Source organism: Pseudomonas sp. S1_G07 (assembly GCF_054668565.1).
The window spans coordinates 6,063,096-6,080,826 of the sequence record NZ_CP162778.1 but is presented as its reverse complement, the minus strand read 5'-3'; the positions used below and the strand labels follow the sequence as shown (position 1 = coordinate 6,080,826).

General features: G+C 60.6%; 18 protein-coding genes. 8 read left to right on the top strand and 10 right to left on the bottom strand.

The genetic code is table 11. From position 1 onward, the window contains the following. Window positions 1-100 precede the first annotated feature (100 nt). The 7 genes from rplU to AB4O05_RS27780 all read left to right on the top strand — a co-directional run bounded on the left by rplU (window position 101) and on the right by AB4O05_RS27780 (window position 5,681). Complete coding sequence (gene rplU, locus AB4O05_RS27810; RefSeq protein WP_003176051.1) at window positions 101-415, top strand: 50S ribosomal protein L21; 315 nt, start codon at window positions 101-103, stop codon at window positions 413-415. Window positions 416-449: 34 nt separating this feature from the next. Further along, a complete protein-coding gene (gene rpmA, locus AB4O05_RS27805) occupies window positions 450-707 on the top strand; it encodes a 50S ribosomal protein L27 (RefSeq protein WP_003176049.1) in 258 nt (85 codons plus the stop codon). 194 nt (window positions 708-901) lie between these two features. Then, window positions 902-2,125 (top strand): Obg family GTPase CgtA, encoded by a 1,224-nt coding sequence (gene cgtA, locus AB4O05_RS27800; RefSeq protein ID WP_003176048.1) that lies wholly within the window; start codon window positions 902-904, stop codon window positions 2,123-2,125. A 124-nt stretch (window positions 2,126-2,249) separates the two neighbouring features. Beyond that, window positions 2,250-3,368, top strand: coding sequence for a glutamate 5-kinase (proB, locus tag AB4O05_RS27795; RefSeq protein ID WP_460137725.1), 1,119 nt, complete (start codon window positions 2,250-2,252; stop codon window positions 3,366-3,368). Between the two features lie 16 nt (window positions 3,369-3,384). Continuing rightward, the gene (locus AB4O05_RS27790) at window positions 3,385-3,849 is read left to right on the top strand and encodes a CreA family protein (protein ID WP_460134063.1); all 465 of its coding nucleotides are present in this window, start codon (window positions 3,385-3,387) and stop codon (window positions 3,847-3,849) included. A 100-nt stretch (window positions 3,850-3,949) separates the two neighbouring features. After that, on the top strand, window positions 3,950-4,432 hold the full coding sequence (locus tag AB4O05_RS27785; RefSeq protein ID WP_460134064.1) for a glutathione peroxidase: 483 nt from the start codon (window positions 3,950-3,952) through the stop codon (window positions 4,430-4,432). Window positions 4,433-4,577: 145 nt separating this feature from the next. Continuing rightward, complete coding sequence (locus AB4O05_RS27780; protein ID WP_460134066.1) at window positions 4,578-5,681, top strand: NADH:flavin oxidoreductase; 1,104 nt, start codon at window positions 4,578-4,580, stop codon at window positions 5,679-5,681. Here AB4O05_RS27780 and AB4O05_RS27775 read toward each other — a convergent pair. Together AB4O05_RS27775 and cysZ are read right to left on the bottom strand one after the other, a co-directional pair. Continuing rightward, window positions 5,650-6,852 carry a glycosyltransferase family 4 protein gene (locus AB4O05_RS27775; RefSeq protein WP_460134067.1) on the bottom strand — a complete coding sequence of 401 codons (1,203 nt, stop codon included), beginning with the start codon at window positions 6,850-6,852 and terminating at the stop codon, window positions 5,650-5,652. The genes AB4O05_RS27780 and AB4O05_RS27775 overlap by 32 nt on opposite strands. A 54-nt stretch (window positions 6,853-6,906) precedes the next feature. Further along, window positions 6,907-7,671, bottom strand: a complete 765-nt coding sequence (cysZ, locus tag AB4O05_RS27770) for a sulfate transporter CysZ (RefSeq protein WP_460134069.1) — start codon at window positions 7,669-7,671, stop codon at window positions 6,907-6,909. 293 nt (window positions 7,672-7,964) lie between these two features. Between cysZ and trxB the strand changes: the two genes are divergently transcribed. Next, entirely contained in the window at window positions 7,965-8,927 is a 963-nt protein-coding gene (gene trxB / locus AB4O05_RS27765; protein ID WP_025858049.1) for a thioredoxin-disulfide reductase, read from the top strand. 75 nt (window positions 8,928-9,002) lie between these two features. Here the strand turns inward: trxB and AB4O05_RS27760 are convergent, their stop codons facing one another. From AB4O05_RS27760 to AB4O05_RS27725, 8 genes are all read right to left on the bottom strand, one after another. Further along, entirely contained in the window at window positions 9,003-9,344 is a 342-nt protein-coding gene (locus AB4O05_RS27760) for a HopJ type III effector protein (RefSeq protein ID WP_460134070.1), read from the bottom strand. A gap of 84 nt (window positions 9,345-9,428) precedes the next feature. After that, window positions 9,429-10,694: a TIGR02270 family protein gene (locus tag AB4O05_RS27755; RefSeq protein ID WP_460134072.1), complete on the bottom strand. Its 1,266-nt coding sequence runs from the start codon at window positions 10,692-10,694 to the stop codon at window positions 9,429-9,431. A 42-nt stretch (window positions 10,695-10,736) separates the two neighbouring features. After that, entirely contained in the window at window positions 10,737-11,462 is a 726-nt protein-coding gene (locus tag AB4O05_RS27750) for a beta propeller repeat protein (protein ID WP_460134073.1), read from the bottom strand. A 224-nt stretch (window positions 11,463-11,686) separates the two neighbouring features. Continuing rightward, the gene (locus tag AB4O05_RS27745) at window positions 11,687-12,877 is read right to left on the bottom strand and encodes a PAAR-like domain-containing protein (RefSeq protein WP_460134074.1); all 1,191 of its coding nucleotides are present in this window, start codon (window positions 12,875-12,877) and stop codon (window positions 11,687-11,689) included. Continuing rightward, entirely contained in the window at window positions 12,877-13,917 is a 1,041-nt protein-coding gene (locus AB4O05_RS27740; protein ID WP_460137726.1) for a hypothetical protein, read from the bottom strand. Before AB4O05_RS27740 ends, AB4O05_RS27745 begins: the two co-directional genes overlap by 1 nt. Then, complete coding sequence (locus AB4O05_RS27735) at window positions 13,914-15,026, bottom strand: DUF2169 family type VI secretion system accessory protein (RefSeq protein ID WP_460134076.1); 1,113 nt, start codon at window positions 15,024-15,026, stop codon at window positions 13,914-13,916. Before AB4O05_RS27735 ends, AB4O05_RS27740 begins: the two co-directional genes overlap by 4 nt. Before the next feature lie 15 nt (window positions 15,027-15,041). Further along, window positions 15,042-15,488 (bottom strand): DUF6484 domain-containing protein, encoded by a 447-nt coding sequence (locus tag AB4O05_RS27730; RefSeq protein WP_460134077.1) that lies wholly within the window; start codon window positions 15,486-15,488, stop codon window positions 15,042-15,044. Window positions 15,489-15,505: 17 nt separating this feature from the next. Further along, window positions 15,506-17,683 (bottom strand): type VI secretion system Vgr family protein, encoded by a 2,178-nt coding sequence (locus tag AB4O05_RS27725; protein ID WP_460134079.1) that lies wholly within the window; start codon window positions 17,681-17,683, stop codon window positions 15,506-15,508. Window positions 17,684-17,731 lie beyond the last annotated feature (48 nt).

Sequence of the window (17,731 nt, the reverse complement as noted above, 5' to 3'; positions counted from 1 at the left end):
CCTTACGCAATTGCATTCGGGACGTCCATCCCATGCAGCCATGCCAGCCAATACCTCTTCTTATAAAGCGCTGGGTGAGCAGGATTATCGGAGAAATACCATGTCGTACGCAGTAATTGTTACTGGTGGCAAGCAATACAAGGTCGCCCCAGGTGAATACCTGAAGATCGAAAAACTGGAAATCGCTACCGGCGAATCCGTGACTTTTGATCGCGTTCTGTTGGTCGCCAATGGCGATGACGTGAACATCGGCGCTCCAGTCGTTGCTGGCGCTACCGTTGTGGCTGAAGTGATCTCCCAAGGTCGTCACGATAAAGTCCGCATCATCAAGTTCCGTCGTCGTAAGCACCACATGAAGCGTATGGGCCACCGCCAGTGGTACACCGAGATCAAAATCACCGGTATTCAGGCTTAATTTCAGCCTAATTCCTCACTAGGAGAATTGACTCATGGCACACAAAAAAGCTGGTGGTAGTACCCGTAACGGTCGCGACTCAGAAGCCAAACGCCTTGGCGTTAAGATGTATGGCGGCCAGAAAATCATTCCGGGCAACATCATCGTGCGTCAGCGCGGCACCCAATTCCACGCCGGTTACGGTGTAGGCATGGGTAAAGATCACACCCTCTTCGCGAAAATCGAAGGCGTGATCAAGTTTGAAGTAAAAGGCGCGTTCAACCGCCGTTACGTGAGCGTTGTCGCAGCTTAATTGCGAGATCGCTGGAAAAGCCCTGTCTTGCGACGGGGCTTTTTCGTTTATGGAGTGAGTCTCTTGCAAAGCTGTTTGTAATGGGCGAGAGCAGCAGGATACGCGGTCGCTGTTTGAGGTCGCTGCGCTCATTTTTGCAAGAGTCTTATGTCTTGGTTTTTTAAGCTCGTCCGTGCGGCGAGAGGCGTTTTGTTATGAAGTTCGTTGATGAAGTTTCCATCCGAGTAAAAGCAGGCGACGGCGGTAACGGTTGCATGAGTTTCCGTCGCGAAAAATTCATCGAAAACGGGGGCCCGAACGGCGGTGACGGCGGTGACGGCGGTTCCATCTACATGATGGCCGACGAAAACCTCAACACCCTGGTCGACTACCGTTACACCCGGCACTTCGATGCCGAGCGTGGCTCCAACGGCGGCAGCACCGACTGCACCGGTAAAAAAGGCGAAGACCTGGTACTGCGCGTACCGGTCGGCACCACGATCATCGACTCTGCGACCCAGGAAGTGATCGGCGACCTGACCAAGGCCGGCCAGAAGCTGATGGTTGTGCAGGGCGGCTGGCACGGTCTGGGTAACACCCGATTCAAGTCCAGTACCAACCGTGCTCCACGCCAGACCACGCCAGGCAAGCCGGGCGAGCAGCGTGACCTCAAGCTGGAAATGAAAGTACTCGCGGACGTGGGCCTGCTGGGCCTGCCGAACGCCGGCAAGAGCACCTTCATCCGCTCGGTCTCGGCCGCCAAGCCGAAAGTCGCCGACTACCCGTTCACCACCCTGGTCCCGAACCTGGGCGTGGTCAGCGTTGACCGCTGGAAAAGCTTCGTGATCGCCGACATTCCCGGCCTGATCGAAGGCGCTTCCGATGGTGCCGGCCTGGGGATTCGCTTCCTCAAGCACTTGTCCCGTACCCGTTTGCTGCTGCACCTCGTCGACATGGCGCCACTGGATGAAACCAGCGCGGCGGATGCCGCTGAAGTGATCGTCAGCGAACTGACCAAGTTCAGCCCGGCCCTGGCTGAGCGTGATCGTTGGTTGGTGCTGAACAAGTGCGACCAGATCCTCGAAGAAGAACACGAGGAGCGCGTCAAGGAAATCGTCGACCGCCTGGAGTGGACCGGCCCGGTGTATGTGATCTCGGCCATCGCCAAAGAAGGCACCGAGCGCCTGACCCGCGACATCATGCGCTACCTGGAAGACCGCGCCGACCGCCTGGCGGCCGACCCGGTCTACAAGGCTGAACTGGCCGAGCTCGACCAGCAGATCGAAGACGAAGCCCGCGCCCAGCTGCAAGCCCTGGACGACCAGCGTGCCCTGCGCCGCAGCGGCGTGAAGTCGGTCCATGACATCGGTGACGACGATTGGGACGAGGAAGACGTGGATGATGAAGACGGTCCGGAAATCATTTACGTGCGCGACTGATTCGTTGCAGTAAACTTAAGCGCCGCTCAATTGAGCGGCGTTTTGGTATCTGGGTATTACGTAGTCACGAATAACGTTATGGGCGGCGCTGGGTCGCGCGGCCCTCACTCTAAGGTTGAAGATGATGCGGAGCAAAGTGACAGGTGCGCAGCGCTGGGTCGTGAAGATCGGAAGTGCGCTGCTGACGGCGGATGGCAAAGGTCTGGATCGCGCAGCCATGAGTGTCTGGGTTGAGCAGATGGTGGCCTTGCATGCAGCGGGCGTGGAATTGGTGCTGGTATCGTCCGGGGCGGTTGCCGCCGGGATGAGCCGCCTCGGCTGGACCGCGCGACCCAGCGCGATGCACGAACTGCAAGCCGCCGCCGCCATTGGCCAGATGGGCCTGGTGCAAGCCTGGGAATCCAGCTTCGCCGAGCACGGCCGGCACACGGCGCAGATCCTGCTGACCCACGACGACCTGTCCGACCGCAAGCGCTACCTCAATGCGCGCAGCACCTTGCGCGCCCTGGTGGAGCTCAAGGTGATCCCGGTGATCAACGAGAACGACACGGTGGTCACCGACGAAATCCGTTTTGGCGACAACGACACACTGGCTGCGCTGGTAGCCAACCTGGTGGAGGCCGACCTGCTGGTGATCCTCACCGACCGCGACGGCATGTTCGACGCCGACCCGCGTAACAACCCCAATGCCCAGTTGATCTACGAAGCGCGCGCCGACGACCCTGCGCTGGATGCCGTGGCCGGTAGCGTCGGCGGTGCCCTGGGGCGTGGTGGTATGCAGACCAAGCTGCGCGCTGCGCGCCTGGCCGCGCGTTCTGGCGCCCATACCATCATCGTTGGCGGGCGCCTGGAGCGTGTGCTGGACCGCCTCAAGGCAGGCGAGCGCATCGGTACGCTGCTGTCGCCGGAACGCGGCATGCTCGCGGCACGTAAGCAATGGCTGGCCGGGCACTTGCAGACCCGTGGCACCCTGGTGCTGGACGATGGTGCAGTATCGGCACTGTCCCAGGGCAACAAGAGCCTGCTGCCGGTGGGCGTCAAGCTGGTGCAGGGCAGTTTCCGCCGTGGCGAGATGGTGGTGTGCGTCGCGCCTGATGGGCGCGAGATCGCCCGTGGCCTGGCCAACTACAGTGCGCTGGAAGCGCAGAAAATAATTGGACAATCGTCTGACGCGATTGTCGGACTCTTGGGTTACATGGCCGAACCGGAACTGGTTCACCGCGACAACCTGATCCTGGTTTAACCATAGGAAGTACACGATGCGCGTGATGACGGGATTGCTCGGCCTGCTGTTGGCCCTGCCGCTGTTGGCCTCGGCCGAAGAGATTGGCCAAGTGTCGACGGTGTTCAAGTTTGTCGGCCCCAACGACCGGATCGTGGTCGAAGCGTTTGACGACCCCAAGGTCGACGGCGTGACCTGCTACCTTTCGCGCGCCAAGACCGGCGGCGTGAAAGGCGGGCTGGGTTTGGCCGAAGACCGCGCCGAAGCCTCGATTGCCTGCCGCCAGGTGGGCCCGATCCGCTTCAAGGGCGAGCTCAAGGATGGTGATGAAGTGTTCAAGGAGCGCACTTCGCTGGTGTTCAAGACCATGCAGGTGGTGCGCTTCCTCGACAAGAAGCGCAATACCCTGGTCTATCTGGTCTACAGCGACCGCCTGATCGAAGGCAGCCCGCAGAATGCCGTGACGGCAATTCCGATTTTGCCGTGGCCGACTGCTCAGTAACCGCAGGCGAGTTTTGTCATCGGCGTCTATGATTGCAGGCTTGCGGGTTGTAATCTCGAAACGCCGCAATGCAAAGAACATGGGATATCTGGAGTTCGTCATGAGTGCTTTCCACGACCTGAAACTCAAAACTTTAGACGGACAAGAGCTGCCGCTGGCGCCCTACAAGGGGCAAGTTGTGCTGGTGGTCAACGTGGCTTCCAAATGTGGCTTGACCCCGCAATACGCGGCGTTGGAAACGCTCTATGAAACGTACAAAGGGCAAGGGTTTACCGTGCTTGGCCTGCCGTGCAACCAGTTTGCCGGCCAGGAGCCCGGGACCGAAGAAGAGATTCGCGAGTTCTGCAGCCTGAACTATGGGGTGACCTTTCTCCTGGGCGGCAAGCTCGATGTGAACGGCCCCGATCGTCACCAGCTGTATCGCTTGCTGGCGGGGGAGGGCGCCGAGTTTCCCGGGGACATCACCTGGAATTTCGAGAAATTCCTGCTGGGTAAAGACGGTCGTGTGCTTGCGCGCTTCTCGCCGCGTACGGCGCCAGACGATCCGGCCGTCGTCCAAGCCATCGAAAAAGCCCTGAGCTGACCCCACCCCTGTAGGCGCGAGCAAGCTCGCTCCTACAGGGTGGCGGCATTTCTAAGCCTTAATCACCCAGATCAATAGTGCTACTCAGTGCGGTGCGCTCGCCATATTATCCATGTCATAAAATTCGTCTCCTGTGGAGTGCCCCATGCCTGTCCAAGCCTTGTTCAAACCATTCCAGCTCGGCGCACTGCAACTGTCGACCCGCGTGGTCATGGCGCCGATGACCCGCTCGTTTTCCCCAGGCGGCGTGCCCGACTCCAACGTCATCGAGTACTACCGCCGCCGCGCGGCTGCCGGTGTGGGACTGATCATCACCGAAGGTACTGTGGTCGATCACCAGGCCTCCAACGGTTACCCGAATGTCCCGCATTTTTACGGTGAGGCTGCGCTGGCCGGCTGGAAGAAAGTGGTCGAGGCCGTGCATGCCGAAGGCGGCAAGATCGTCCCTCAGCTCTGGCATGTGGGCAGTGTGCGGCGGGCCGGCACCGAGCCTGACGCCAGCGTGCCAGGCTACGGTCCGATGGAAAAACTCAAGGACGGTAATGTGGTCGTCCACGCCATGACCGTCCAGGACATCCAGGACGTGATCAACGCCTTTGCCCAGGCCGCCCAGGACGCCCAGCGTATCGGCATGGATGGTGTGGAGATCCACGGTGCCCACGGCTACCTGATCGACCAGTTCTTCTGGGAAGGTACCAACCAGCGCACCGACGAGTACGGCGGCAGCCTGGCCAACCGTTCACGCTTTGCCATCGAGTTGATCCAGGCCACCCGCGCGGCCGTTGGTCCGGACTTCCCGATCATCTTCCGTTTCTCCCAGTGGAAGCAGCAGGATTACACCGCGCGCCTGGTGAAGACCCCCGAAGCGCTGGGTGAATTCCTCAAGCCGTTGTCCGACGCTGGCGTGGATATTTTCCACTGCTCTACACGTCGTTTCTGGGAGCCGGAATTCGAAGGTTCCGACCTCAACCTGGCCGGCTGGACGCGTCAGCTCACCGGCAAGCCAACCATTACCGTCGGCAGCGTCGGCCTGGATGGCGAGTTCCTGCAGTTCATGGTCAATACCGACAAGGTCGCGCAGCCGGCCAGCCTGGAGAAGTTGCTGGAGCGCCTGAACAACGACGAGTTCGACCTGGTTGCCGTGGGCCGCGCGCTGCTCGTCGACCCGGACTGGGCCGTAAAGGTGCGTGAAGGCCGCGAGGGTGACATCCTGCCGTTCAGTCGTGAGGCGTTGACGACTTTGGTTTAAGTGGGGCCAGGACGGGCACTGGGTGCTCGTCCTCGCATACCCCGCGCAACTGGCGCTCGAACTGCTCGACAATCGCCGGCCAACCCTGGCGACTGGCATGCTGGCGCGCATTGAGCCGGGCCCGGCGCAGGTTCTCGCGCTCTTCCAGCAGCCAGATGGCCGCATCGCAAAACGCGCCTTCATCCCCTGGCATCGCCAACGCACCGCTATAACCGTGGCGGATGTGCTGGGTGGCGGCTGCCTGGTCGTAAGCCACCACGCCAAGGCCTGAGGCCATGGCTTCCAGTACCACGTTGCCAAAGGTTTCGGTCAGGCTGGGGAAGAGAAACAGGTCTCCCGACGCGTAGTGACGTGCCAGTTCTTCGCCTCGCTGAGTGCCGCAGAACACCGCTTCGGGCAGGTCGCGTTCCAGCTGTTGGCGTTGCGGGCCATCGCCGACGATGATCAGCTTCAGTCGCCGCTGTGGACACGTGTCCCGTAGTGCGTCAAAGCATCGTTTGAGCAGCCCGAGGTTTTTCTCTTGGGCCAGGCGCCCGACGTGCAGCACGGCAATATCGTCGTTGTCCAAGCCCCAGCGTTCACGCAGGGCATTGTCACGCTTGACCGGGTGAAACAGCTGGCTGTCGACCCCGCGCGACAACATCCCCAGACGCTCGAAATGCCGACGCTCCAGCTCCAGGCGTTGGCTGGCGCTGGGCACCAGGGTCAAGCTTGAGCGGTTATGAAACCAACGCAGGTAGTGCGTGACCACGCGGCTCAACAGGCTCAAGCCGTATTGATTGGAGTACTGCTGGAAATTGGTATGGAAACCGCTGACCACGCTGATCCCCAGGCGCCGTGCCGCACGCAGCGCCGACAGCCCCAATGGCCCCTCGGTGGCGATATACAGCACGTCCGGGCGCTGGCGCGTCCAGCGCCGCAACAGCTTGTGCATTGACGACTGGCCCCACTGCAGCCCCGGATAACCGGGCAACGGCCAGCCACGGCAGAGCAGCAACCCGTCGTCACTGCGGCGGCTCTGGTCGGCGCCCTGGCGCGGGCGTACCAGCTCGACCTGATGGCCGCGCGCGCGCAAACCGTCACACAGGCGGCCAAGGGTATTGGCCACCCCGTTGATCTCTGGCGGGAAGGTTTCGGTGATCAGAGTGATGTGAAGCGAAGCTGTCGTCATGACCCACAGTGTCACCGTGGGCCATGTCGTCATTGTGTCATGCAGATGATGGATTTATGACTTGATCGTCTTTGGCGCCGCCATCGCTTCGGCCCCTTGCTCCCGCACCCAGAACAACGTCGCCCCGGCTACCGCCGCTGGCATCATCAGCAGGTTGACCACCGGCACCAGCAGCACCAGGTAGACGATGCCGCCGAAGCTCATGCTCTGCCAGCGTTTCTGGCGCAGCCAGGCGAGCATTTCGTTCCAGCCCAGCTTGTGGTTGTCGGCCGGGTAGTCGATGTACTGGATCGCCATCATCCATACGCCGAACAGCAGCCACAGTGGCGCGGCGATCAGGTTGACCACCGGAATGAACGACAGGATAAACAGACCGATGGCCCGCGGCAGGAAGTAACCCAGCTTGCGCATTTCCCGCGCCAGGGTGCGCGGTACCATGGCGATCAACTCGCCCCAACTGAACGGTGGGAAGTCATCGGTGCCGCGCACGACCACCTCGACCTTCTCGGCGAGAAAGCCGTTGAAGGGCGCTGCGATGATATTGGCGAGCATGGTAAAGGTGAAAAACACCATCAGCACTACCAGCACCACAAACAACGGCCATAGCAGGTAATTCAGAAAGCTCAGCCAACCGGGCAGCGTCGGCATCAAATGGTCGACCCACAGGCTGAACTGATGGCCGGCGAAGTAGATCAGGCCGACGAACAGCACCAGGTTGATCGCCAGCGGCAACAGCACGAACAGGCGCAGGCCGGGGCTCAACACCAGTTTGAGGCCTTCACGCAGGTACTGCGGGCCGGAAAGGACAGGGGCGGGCATGGAGAACTCCGAGCAGGATGACAAACGCGCCGACCTTACCGGCTTTGCATTCAAGGCGAAAGCGTGGCTGCTATGGCGACATCAGCAGTAACAAAGGTGTTGATCAGCAGAGCTGACTGCATAGAGACCACCTATGAGCTGGATTGTTATTCCGTATTTCCTTAATCTTGCCCCCCTCTATACGCTGCACCCATTATTTTTCAGGATCTGCGAGTTAAAGCCTTCCCCAAGTGCTTCGCGGTCCTTTTTTATTCCAGCCGCCTTGTAGTCCGGGCGGTCGATAGGAGTGAGTCATGTCTGATACCCGTCATTCGCGAGTGATTATTCTCGGTTCCGGCCCCGCCGGTTACAGCGCTGCGGTCTACGCTGCCCGAGCCAACCTCAAGCCGCTGCTGATCACCGGCATGCAGGCGGGCGGTCAGTTGACCACCACCACAGAAGTCGACAACTGGCCGGGCGACGTCCACGGCCTGACCGGCCCGGTGCTGATGGAGCGCATGAAAGAACACGCCGAGCGCTTCGAGACCGAAATCGTCTTTGACCACATCAACAAAGTCGACTTCTCCAAGAAGCCTTACAGCCTGACCGGCGACAGCGGCGTGTACACCTGTGACGCGCTGATCATCGCCACCGGTGCCAGCGCCCGCTACCTGGGCCTGCCGTCGGAAGAGGCGTTCATGGGCAAGGGCGTTTCGGCCTGCGCCACCTGCGACGGGTTCTTCTACCGCAACAAGCCGGTCGCCGTCGTCGGTGGCGGCAACACTGCCGTGGAAGAGGCGTTGTACCTGGCCAACATCGCCAGCACCGTGACCCTGGTTCACCGCCGCGAGACGTTCCGCGCCGAGAAGATCCTGATCGACAAGCTGCACGCCCGTGTTGCTGAAGGCAAGATCATCCTCAAGCTCAACGCCACCCTGGACGAAGTGCTGGGCGACAACATGGGCGTGACCGGTGCCCGTCTGAAGAACAATGACGGCAGCTTCGATGAACTGAAAGTCGACGGCGTGTTCATCGCCATCGGTCACACCCCGAACACCTCGTTGTTTGAAGGCGTGCTGGAAGCCAAAGACGGCTACCTGGTGGTGCAGGGCGGCCGTGAAGGCAACGCCACCGCCACCAATATCGAGGGTATCTTTGCCGCCGGCGACGTGGCCGACCACGTGTACCGCCAGGCCATCACCTCGGCCGGCGCCGGTTGCATGGCGGCCCTGGACGCCGAGCGCTACCTCGACGGCTTGAAGGACGCTGCCTTCTAAAGTGTTGAAGTAAAAAAACCGGCTGCGAGGCCGGTTTTTTATGTCTGCAATTTAAGTGTGGGAGGGATGCTTGACTCAGGATTTGCGGGTCAGGGGTTGTGCCGCAAATTTCACACCTGCCAACCCATGGGTAATCAATGCCCTAATATTGCCATGGTCACTGCCCTCCGGCGTGGCCACCACCGAACGGTAATGCTCACCAAACGCCAGCAGCGCTTGCTGATCGCTCAAGCCTTCCAGCAGCGCCAATCCCAGGGTCTTGCACGAACCTTCGTTCTGCCCGGCAGCGTTTTCCACGCCGCCGTTGGTGAAGGCTTGAGGCTGGTAGTCGTAGCCGGCAGCGACAAAGGCCAAGGTATCGGCAAACGCGTGTGTGCCGCTGTTGAGGCTGACGCGCAGGGTATTCAAATCAGTCATGATTTCTGGAGCCTTACTAACTGTTATGTGAGTTTTATCTTTCATAAATCAATCAGTTATCTGATGCAATTTTTTTGCGATTTTTTAACGACCGAAGGATGAATCGCCCCGGAGGTTCCAGCACTTCTTTTGCCGCCTGACCGGTGCACTGGTAGGGAAAAGCACGTCGGTCGGCCGAAAACGGGCGATGCCACAGGCGGCGGCGATGCGCTGGCGTTGCAGGCCCCGGGCAAGCGCTTGCTTGAAACTGCTTTCGCTTTGAGGCAACCCCAGTATGTAGGCGACGCCTGCCTGGAAATCGCCTCCATGGGCTTGCCACCACACAGTGATGGACTGCGGGTCGGGCCAGGGCAGGTTCTCATCGGGGTCCATGACGACATTGGAGTCTTCGGCGTCGTCGTTCGGGCCAGCATCGAAATCCGGCAGCTGCTGCAGTTCCAGATTGAGCAGCGCCAGGTCTACGCCGGTCATCAGGCTGAAGGCTTCGCCGGCGACGCGGGCATAAGGCAGGTCGCTCATCTGTTGGATCAGCCACGGCACGCCGACGGGATCGCCCAGCAGCCCAATGGCCTGGATGCCGATGCGGCGCTGCTCAGGGTTCTGTATCAACCGGTGTGTCCACGCGATGCTGTACTCACGTTGTTGCCAGGCCAGCAGGACGCAGAGCGCACGGTACTGGAACTCACCCGGTTGCTCGGCGAAGGGTTGCAGTGGCTCCAGGGCATGTTCATCGCCCGTCTGTGCGGTGGCCCAATTGACCCAGAAGCGCGTCGCTGCATCTGGATGCAGACGGTGGGCACGAATGGCCGGCATCAGGTCATGCCGACGCAGCTCGCCGGCCGTGCGGGCGGCACGTGCCAGCACACAGGGGTCGGCTTGCGAAAGCTCCGTAAGCAGCGCAGCGCCGGGATCGTGGCGATGCATACCGCAAGCGGCAAGGCCGAGGCGGCGGAACAGGGGCTTGGGGGAGGCGAGCATGCGGTCGATCCAGGGCGATACCCACTCCCAGTCGAGCCACCCCAGGGCCATCAGATAACCTCGCTCCGTTTCCACAGCGTTTCTCACGTGTTCGCTGAGTTGCGCCAACCCGTTCGTATTGTGTGCCTGGAAGGCCAGGACCACGCTGGCGAATACCTCGCCAACCGTGTGTGGGCCGAGTTGGGCCAGCAAGGTTTCCAGGCCGGCGGGGCCGGCGATACGCAGGCCATCGAGATGAGCGTCGATACGGTCTTCCAGTTTGCCGAGGTCGTCCAGGTCGTAATGTGGCGCGCGCAATGCGTAGTCACGCAGGACAGCTAGGAAGCTGGCTTCTTCAGCATGCAGGTCAAGGACGACGGGAAGCGTGTTCATCAGTCGTCGCTCCTGATGCAAGGGCAGGGCAGGAGCGTTGGGTTAGTCAATTCGCAGGCACCGCGTCCAGGTCGAACCATCGAACTGCATGACATCCTTGGGCCCGATGGACCACATGATCCCGTCGGCCGCGCTCAGGTGATAACAGGTCAGTGGAACGTCGTCGCCGAAGTCGACGGGCTTGAGCTTGCCGTCCTCGAGCCGGTAGACGAAATGGGTGGACGACACATAAAGCTGCCCATCGAAAACCTCCATGCCCCAGAGGTCTTCCTCGGTGCTTTCATGTTCGATCATTTCCCATTGGTCATGGCGCCCCCGAAGCAAGGTGCCGAGTTGGCCGCAGGCATAGACGAAGCCGTCCGGCGCGCAGCGAACCTTGTAGAGCGCCAGGTTGGTCGGGCTGTTCTGTTGGGTGAAGAGGGCACCGTCGTATTGCCAGATTTCGCCTTCCCAACCGACGGTATAGATTTCCTGTTCGCTGAAGCCATCGATGGATTCGAAGCTGGTGTCGGTGATCGGGGTGTCACCGACCTGGGCGCTCTGGTCGATGCATCGCCACTGGTCTTCGTCTTCGCGAACATAGGCCTGCCGGCAGGTGCCTACGGCATAAGCTCGACCTTTGGCGATGCCACGGATTTCACGCAGAGGGCCGCGTTTTTTGGGGTCTACGCCGCAGGTGGCAATAGGTGTCTCTTCCTTTATCACGCCGCCGCCACTGGCCCGGATCGACCCATCGATGCCCAGCACCAGATAACGTTCTGCCGGCACATGGCAGACCGTTCCGGAGCAGGCAAGCCATGGCACAGTGCCGGCGCCCCAGGTTCCACGATCCAGAGAGATCAGAATCGAATCTGTGTAACCTTCGCTAATAGCGGCATCGTGTGTGGCGATCAAATAGCTGAGGTCTGAGTAACGAACGGCTCCAGTAGCGATGCTGAGTCCGCTGAACCGTGGATCTCGGGTATCCATGTTGGCCTCCAAATGTGGATAAATTAACGATTAGATTCGCTAGCGAGCATCTCGGCAGCAGCCTTGCTGCGCTGATGTGGATCACTGGTCATCGACACACTGGCATTGATCGGCTTTTCCTTGCCAGGATCCTTTGCTTTGTCGTGATATTTGTTCAACTGAGCTTCCAGACATTCCTGACTGCAGTCGGAGTCCGGAAATGTTTTCTTCGCCGCCTTGGCCCCAGTCTGCGTAGCCTTGGCCCTTGGCCACTCCCCCTTTGCATCGGCCTCATGCAAGGCCACCACCCCACGCCGTGTATGCATCTGGCCGTGGGTCGCGGTGGTCTGATTGGGCCCCTCTGCACACATCACCGGAGCTCTGTCGGTCTTGTATTTGCTCCAGCCGGCTTTGGTGGGGTGCTTGCTTCTGGGTTGGCCGGGAAAGGCCGGCCCGTCGGTAAAGGATGCCGAATCGATCAGATGGTCACCGGTTTGTCCGGGGCAGCATCTGTTGGGTTTGAACGGCGCGAGAAAACAGCGCATCGCTTTTTGGCAAGGATCGCTGTTGATGGTCCTGGCCAGGGCCGAATACTCGCCCTGGACTTCGGCATGTTTGCCCAGATAGGCCGCATTATCCTTAAACCCGGCGCCTGCCGCGTCTTTAGCGGCTTTCCTGGCGTTGGTCGCAGCCTGTAGCTTGCTGATATCCGGGCAGATCATTTTCTGCTTGAGGTCCCCGCAAGCGTCTTTCGCCCGGCCTCGTTCGCCCTCGCATTGGGCCAAATCCTTGGCCAGTGCCATTCTGTCCGTGTAGGTCCAGGGCATGGTGTTGCCCGGTTGGGACGCGTGATTGTGGGTGGTCAGGTCCATGTGTCGGACAACGTTCTTCCCTTCGTATTTCACGTCCATCGACCAGGAGGTGAAATACACCTTGCCCTTGATCTTGCTGGTGACGACGCCCTTTTTGGGAGCGTTCCCAGCCTCATCCCCATAGCTGGTCTTGAAGTAGCTCTGGTCCTTGAGCATGATTTCCTTACCACTGATCTTCACCGTCCGACTGCCCTTGGTCGTGTCCTTGGCCATGCCGGTATTGGGGTAGGGGATGGGCACACCCAGCGGGGTGGGCGGGGCCACGGGCGGGGTGAAGCAGACATCCGGAAAGCAGGCGATCGACTTGCCGTCGGCCGATTTGCAGGACACTTCCATATTGTTGGCAAATACTTGGTTGGCCATCAGGCAGCCCTCACGGTCTGGTAGCTGAGCAGCGCGACGGCGCGTTGGCCGGCGTCGTTGCCCAGGTGGCAAAAAATATTCGGCCCTTCGCCGTAGCCCTTATGGCTGGCGGCCAACGCCACGGCGAGCATCGCCGGGCCGATGGCGGCGCCGACTTCGCCGATGCAGTCGGCGGGGTGCCAGAGATGGAAGAACTCCTTGCGTACCCGCAGGTTGCGGCTCAGGGCCAGGGAAGCTTCCTTGAAGTAATACTGTTCGCCGGAAATATCCGTCAGGCGATAATCCATCTGCTCCAACCCGCAACCGGCTTCGCTCAGGGCCGCGCGGACGGCCTGGGTCAGGCCTTCGGCACGTAGCGGAATGTCTTCTGATTCCACCGTAGCCTGTTCCGTGCCGAACCCCAGGCCGATGCAGGCCAATTGCGGCTTTTCACTGGCAACGGGGGCGGCCAGCACCACGGCTGCAGCCCCTTCGCCGGGGATAAAACCGTTGGAGTTCTGACGGGTGAGCAGGCGTTCGCGTTGTTCGAAGGCGGCCAGCGTTGGTCCGTTCAGGAAGGAGTCGACGCCGGCAATCAGCACGTGGCGATGGCCGCCCTGGTAGATCAGCGTGCGTGCATCAAGCAGGGCTACGGCGGCACTGACCCGGCCCTGGGCGATGATGCTGGAGGCTGGATGAAAGCGCAGGCCCAGTTCGTCTTCGATGGCGTGCAGCAGCCCTTTATCGAGACCCGCGAGGCGGCCGGGGCGCTCGAGTTCCGCCAGCCCCAGCAGCAGCGGGGTCTTTTCCGGATCGACATTGGGGGTGCTGTGCAGGGCCTCGGCAATGGCTCGGGCGGCCATCTTGATCAGCTTGGTGCGGCCGCGCCAGGGCTGTTCCAACGGCACGCTGGCAGCAATGAGCCATTCACCGTCGTGATCGATAAAACGGGTTTCCTGGAAGTTGTCGATGGCACAGCGGATCGCCGCGCAACTGGCCGGTGCGCTGAGGCCGACAGCGCTGACCATGCCGGAGCCGATAATGCTCAGAACACGCATCAGTGCGTTTCCTCCGGGGCGCGCCTGGCGTTTACCAGGGCGCGCAGCGACGGGTAGTAATCTTTACCCAGTTCTCGGGCGCGCCACCAGCCGGTGGACAGGGTGCCGACCAGCACTTGGGCAATTTCGAACATGTTACGCCGTAGCGGACGGGAGATACGCCAGGTCAACTGCACCTGGCGAGCGTCTGTGTCGATCAGCAGGGTGTCGATCACCGCTGACACCGTTTCATGGCCACCTTTTTTCAGGAAGAAGGTCACCGGCACCTCCATTTCAGGGATGCGAAAGCCTGCATGCTCCTGAGCGGTGAGGTTTAGCAGTCGCACTTCCTCGCCGCCGCGCAGGTAATCGACCTGCTGGTCCTCAGGGGCGGCCTGAAAGTAGCGGGTGTCGAAGTCCGCTGGCAGAAACGGAAAGCAGTCGGCCTTCCAGGCATCGTCGTAGGTACCGGCGAAGCGGGCGCGTTGCGGCCAGCTACGACCGATGGGGCCGAGGGCCATAGGGCGGAAGTCGCCACTGGGGTTGTCGATCGGTTTGCCCACTTCCTCGGTGTTAGGCATTGGCCTTCCCACGATGCAGGCGTTATCAAGGCCGCGCGGGTACCAGCCACAACCGCTTGGGTTGTCCAGGTAACCGTCACGCATGTCGGGGGCGTTCACCATAGGATGAGAGCCACCATAGGCCTGGGCATAGGAAATGCTCTGTTCGGTAAAAGGTTGCGGCGAGCCGGGAGATATACCCAGTAGTCCCAACTGCCAGTGCCGCGGGCCAAGGACGGAAAAAGCCTTGCTCACCCGACCCACGCGAATACCCGCGGTCAACTGCGTCACGGGCCGCCCGCCGGGCGCATAGGCCTTGCCACACACCAGCACATCGCAGAAGGGCTTGACCGGGGCGAAGTCCATTTCCTGCAGCGGGGCGCTGATGCCCGGCTCGCCGAGGAAGGTGTCGGCCATCAGTAGCGGTTGCTGGCTGTCAGCGAGGGTCAAGGCGCGGCCGTCCAGCGCCAGGTTGAAGGTGCCTTTGGCCACCACCACCAGGGATTCGCGCCCATCGCGCCCCATGCCCAAGGTATAGGCAGTCATCAGCTTGCTGGCATTGAGCAATTCCATTGCACGACTACCTGTCTAGTTGATTTGCACCGAGCCACCCTTGATACGGTTGACTCCGCTGGAGCGGCTGGACAGGTAGGCGCCCTGGATGATCACTTTGCCGGCGCGGGTCAGCGTGATGCTGGCTTTGCCGCAACGCAGCACGATCTCGCGCTCGGCGCTCAACTCCAGGCACTGCTCATCCAACTGCACGCAGGCGACGGAAGCAGGTGCGGCCTGTGCGCCAAGCAGAAGGCCGATCACCAGAGGGCGGATCGGGTCGCCGTCTTCGAACATGAGTGCCACCGGGCTGCCGATATCCGCCGGGCTTAGCCGCGCGGTGCAACGCGCGACGATGCCGCCGCTGTTCGGGCAACCGGGGTAGGTGACCGTGGGCGCACCGGCATGCGGCAGTTCAAGCAGGGTGCCGATGACGACCCCGTCGATGCGGGCCTGGGTGGGGAGCGGGTACTGAACCGTCATATACATACCTCCATGTCCTAGTTCTGCAGGATCTTCTGCCCTTTGATCACCACGTTCTTGTTGGCCTTGATGTTGATGGCGCCGGAACCGTCGATGATGATGTTCTTGCCGCGAATCGTGATGGAGCCGTCCTTCTTCATGGTGATGCTGGACGCGCCCGTGGTCAGGGTAATGGAGTCGCCGGCGGTAAGGGAAAAGTGCTTGCCAACGTCCAGGCTGTCGTTCTGCTTGATGCTTGTGGTTCGGTTCCGGTCAACGTTACGGGATTCGTTCTGGCCGATCTGGGTACTCTGGTTGCCGTTGATCTCGATCCCTTCGTTGCCGTTGACCGTTTCGTTACGGTTGCCCGTGATGTCGATGGTCTCGTTGCCGCCTACATCTTCGGTGCGGTTGCTGACGATGGTGATCTTTTCGTTGGCGCCGACCTTTTCTGTGCGGTTTGCTCCGATGGTGATGCTTTCGTTGCTGCCCACGTGCTCGGTGCGATTGACACCGATGGTGATTTTCTCGTTATTGCCCACATCCTCGGTACGGTTCACGCCGATGGAGATGGTTTCGTTGTTGTCCACCGTCTCTGTGCGGTCGTGTTTGACGTGTACGGTTTCATCGTTGTCGATGGTTTTGCTGCGGTCATGACCGACCCAGTGGGTCTCGTCGTTCTCTACCTCGATGTCCTGGTTCTTCTCTGCGTGGATAAACAGTTGCTCCGCGCCTTTTTTGTCCTCCATACGGATTTCATTGAAGTTGGCGGGTGAGCCGTCTTTGCTTGAACGGCTTTTCACTCCGCTCTGGGTGGCATTGGCCGGCAGCTTGTAGGGCACCGTCTGTTCGGCGTTGTAGACACGACCGGTGATGATCGGTCGATCCGGATCGCCTTCGAGGAAGCTGACGATCACTTCCTGACCGATCCGCGGGATCTGCATGGCTCCCCAGTTCTTGCCGGCCCAGGCCTGGGATACGCGAATCCAGCAGGAGCTGTTTTCGTTGGACTGGTCATGGCGGTCCCAGTGGAAGTGCACCTTGACCCGGCCATACTGGTCGGTCCAGATCTCCTCGCCACTGGGGCCAACCACCACGGCGGTCTGCGGCCCGCGGACGATGGTCATGGGGGTCAAGGGTAGGGGACGGAAGGCCTGGCCGGCATCCATGCAGTCCAGCTCACTGATGAACTGCTCGGCCAGTTCCAAGTGCCCGCTTTCATAGAGTTCCTGGCGGAGCTGATAGCGTGCGGCCACCACCAGGTATTCGCGGTTCTGGTCCTCACGGTTGTAGCCAGTCAGTCTGAACAAATGGCCGGAGCCCAGGCCGCGGGCGCAGCCGCGCAACTGCACGCGCTCGAACTGGCTATGAATGGCTTCGATGCGGGTACGCGCGTAGTGCTCGCCATCGTCACTCTGTACGTATTCACCGGGATAGTCGTAGAGGGGGTAGTCGCCGTTGCTGTGGTTGCGCGGCACACTGGAGCGCACATCAAGGCTGGCACGGGGGCGCTGGAAGTCATAGTCGTTCAGCGCCAGCGAACCGGATTGTACTTCCCGCGCCAGTTGCCAATCGTAGAAATGATCGCGTTCGCGCATTTGCCGATCGGGGGGATAAAAAGGCACCGAGGCGTAGTCTGCCGCTGTGGAATGAGCACCATAGGCATCGGCCAACACCAGTACGTGACGCGTCTTTTCATGGCGAAAGTAGTAATAGATGCCTTCCTGCTCCATCAACCGGCTGACGAAGTCGAAGCTGGTTTCGCGGTACTGCACGCAATATTCCCACTCGTGATAGCTGCCGCTCAGGCTGTCTTCGAAGTCGGAGAAACCGAGGTCGCGAAATACTTGCTTGATGATATCCGGCACGGTCTTATTCTGGAAAATCCGGCAATCCGAGGTGCGCGTGAGTAGCCAGAACCAGGGCCGCAGGCTGACGCGGTAGCCCGCGAACTGGCCATGGCCGGTCAGCTGTCGGCAACTGCCGACAATGCCGTGAAAGTAGCGATGGCCACCCTCGAACAGTTCCAGCGTGAGGCCCATCGGCTTACCCAGCAACTGGTCGAACTTGATCGCCTGATCTTCGGAAGTGAGGTCCAATTCGTAGTGAAACAAACGCCCCAGCTCTTCACTGCCTGCCATGCTCTGCAGCAAGAGGGCATCGCCGCCGAGTGGGCTGTCAACCTGCACCCAACGGGTATTTTGCGTTATTGCCATAAATTGCCTTCCAAGGTGGCATAGCACCTAGAGTTGTAGCGCATCTGG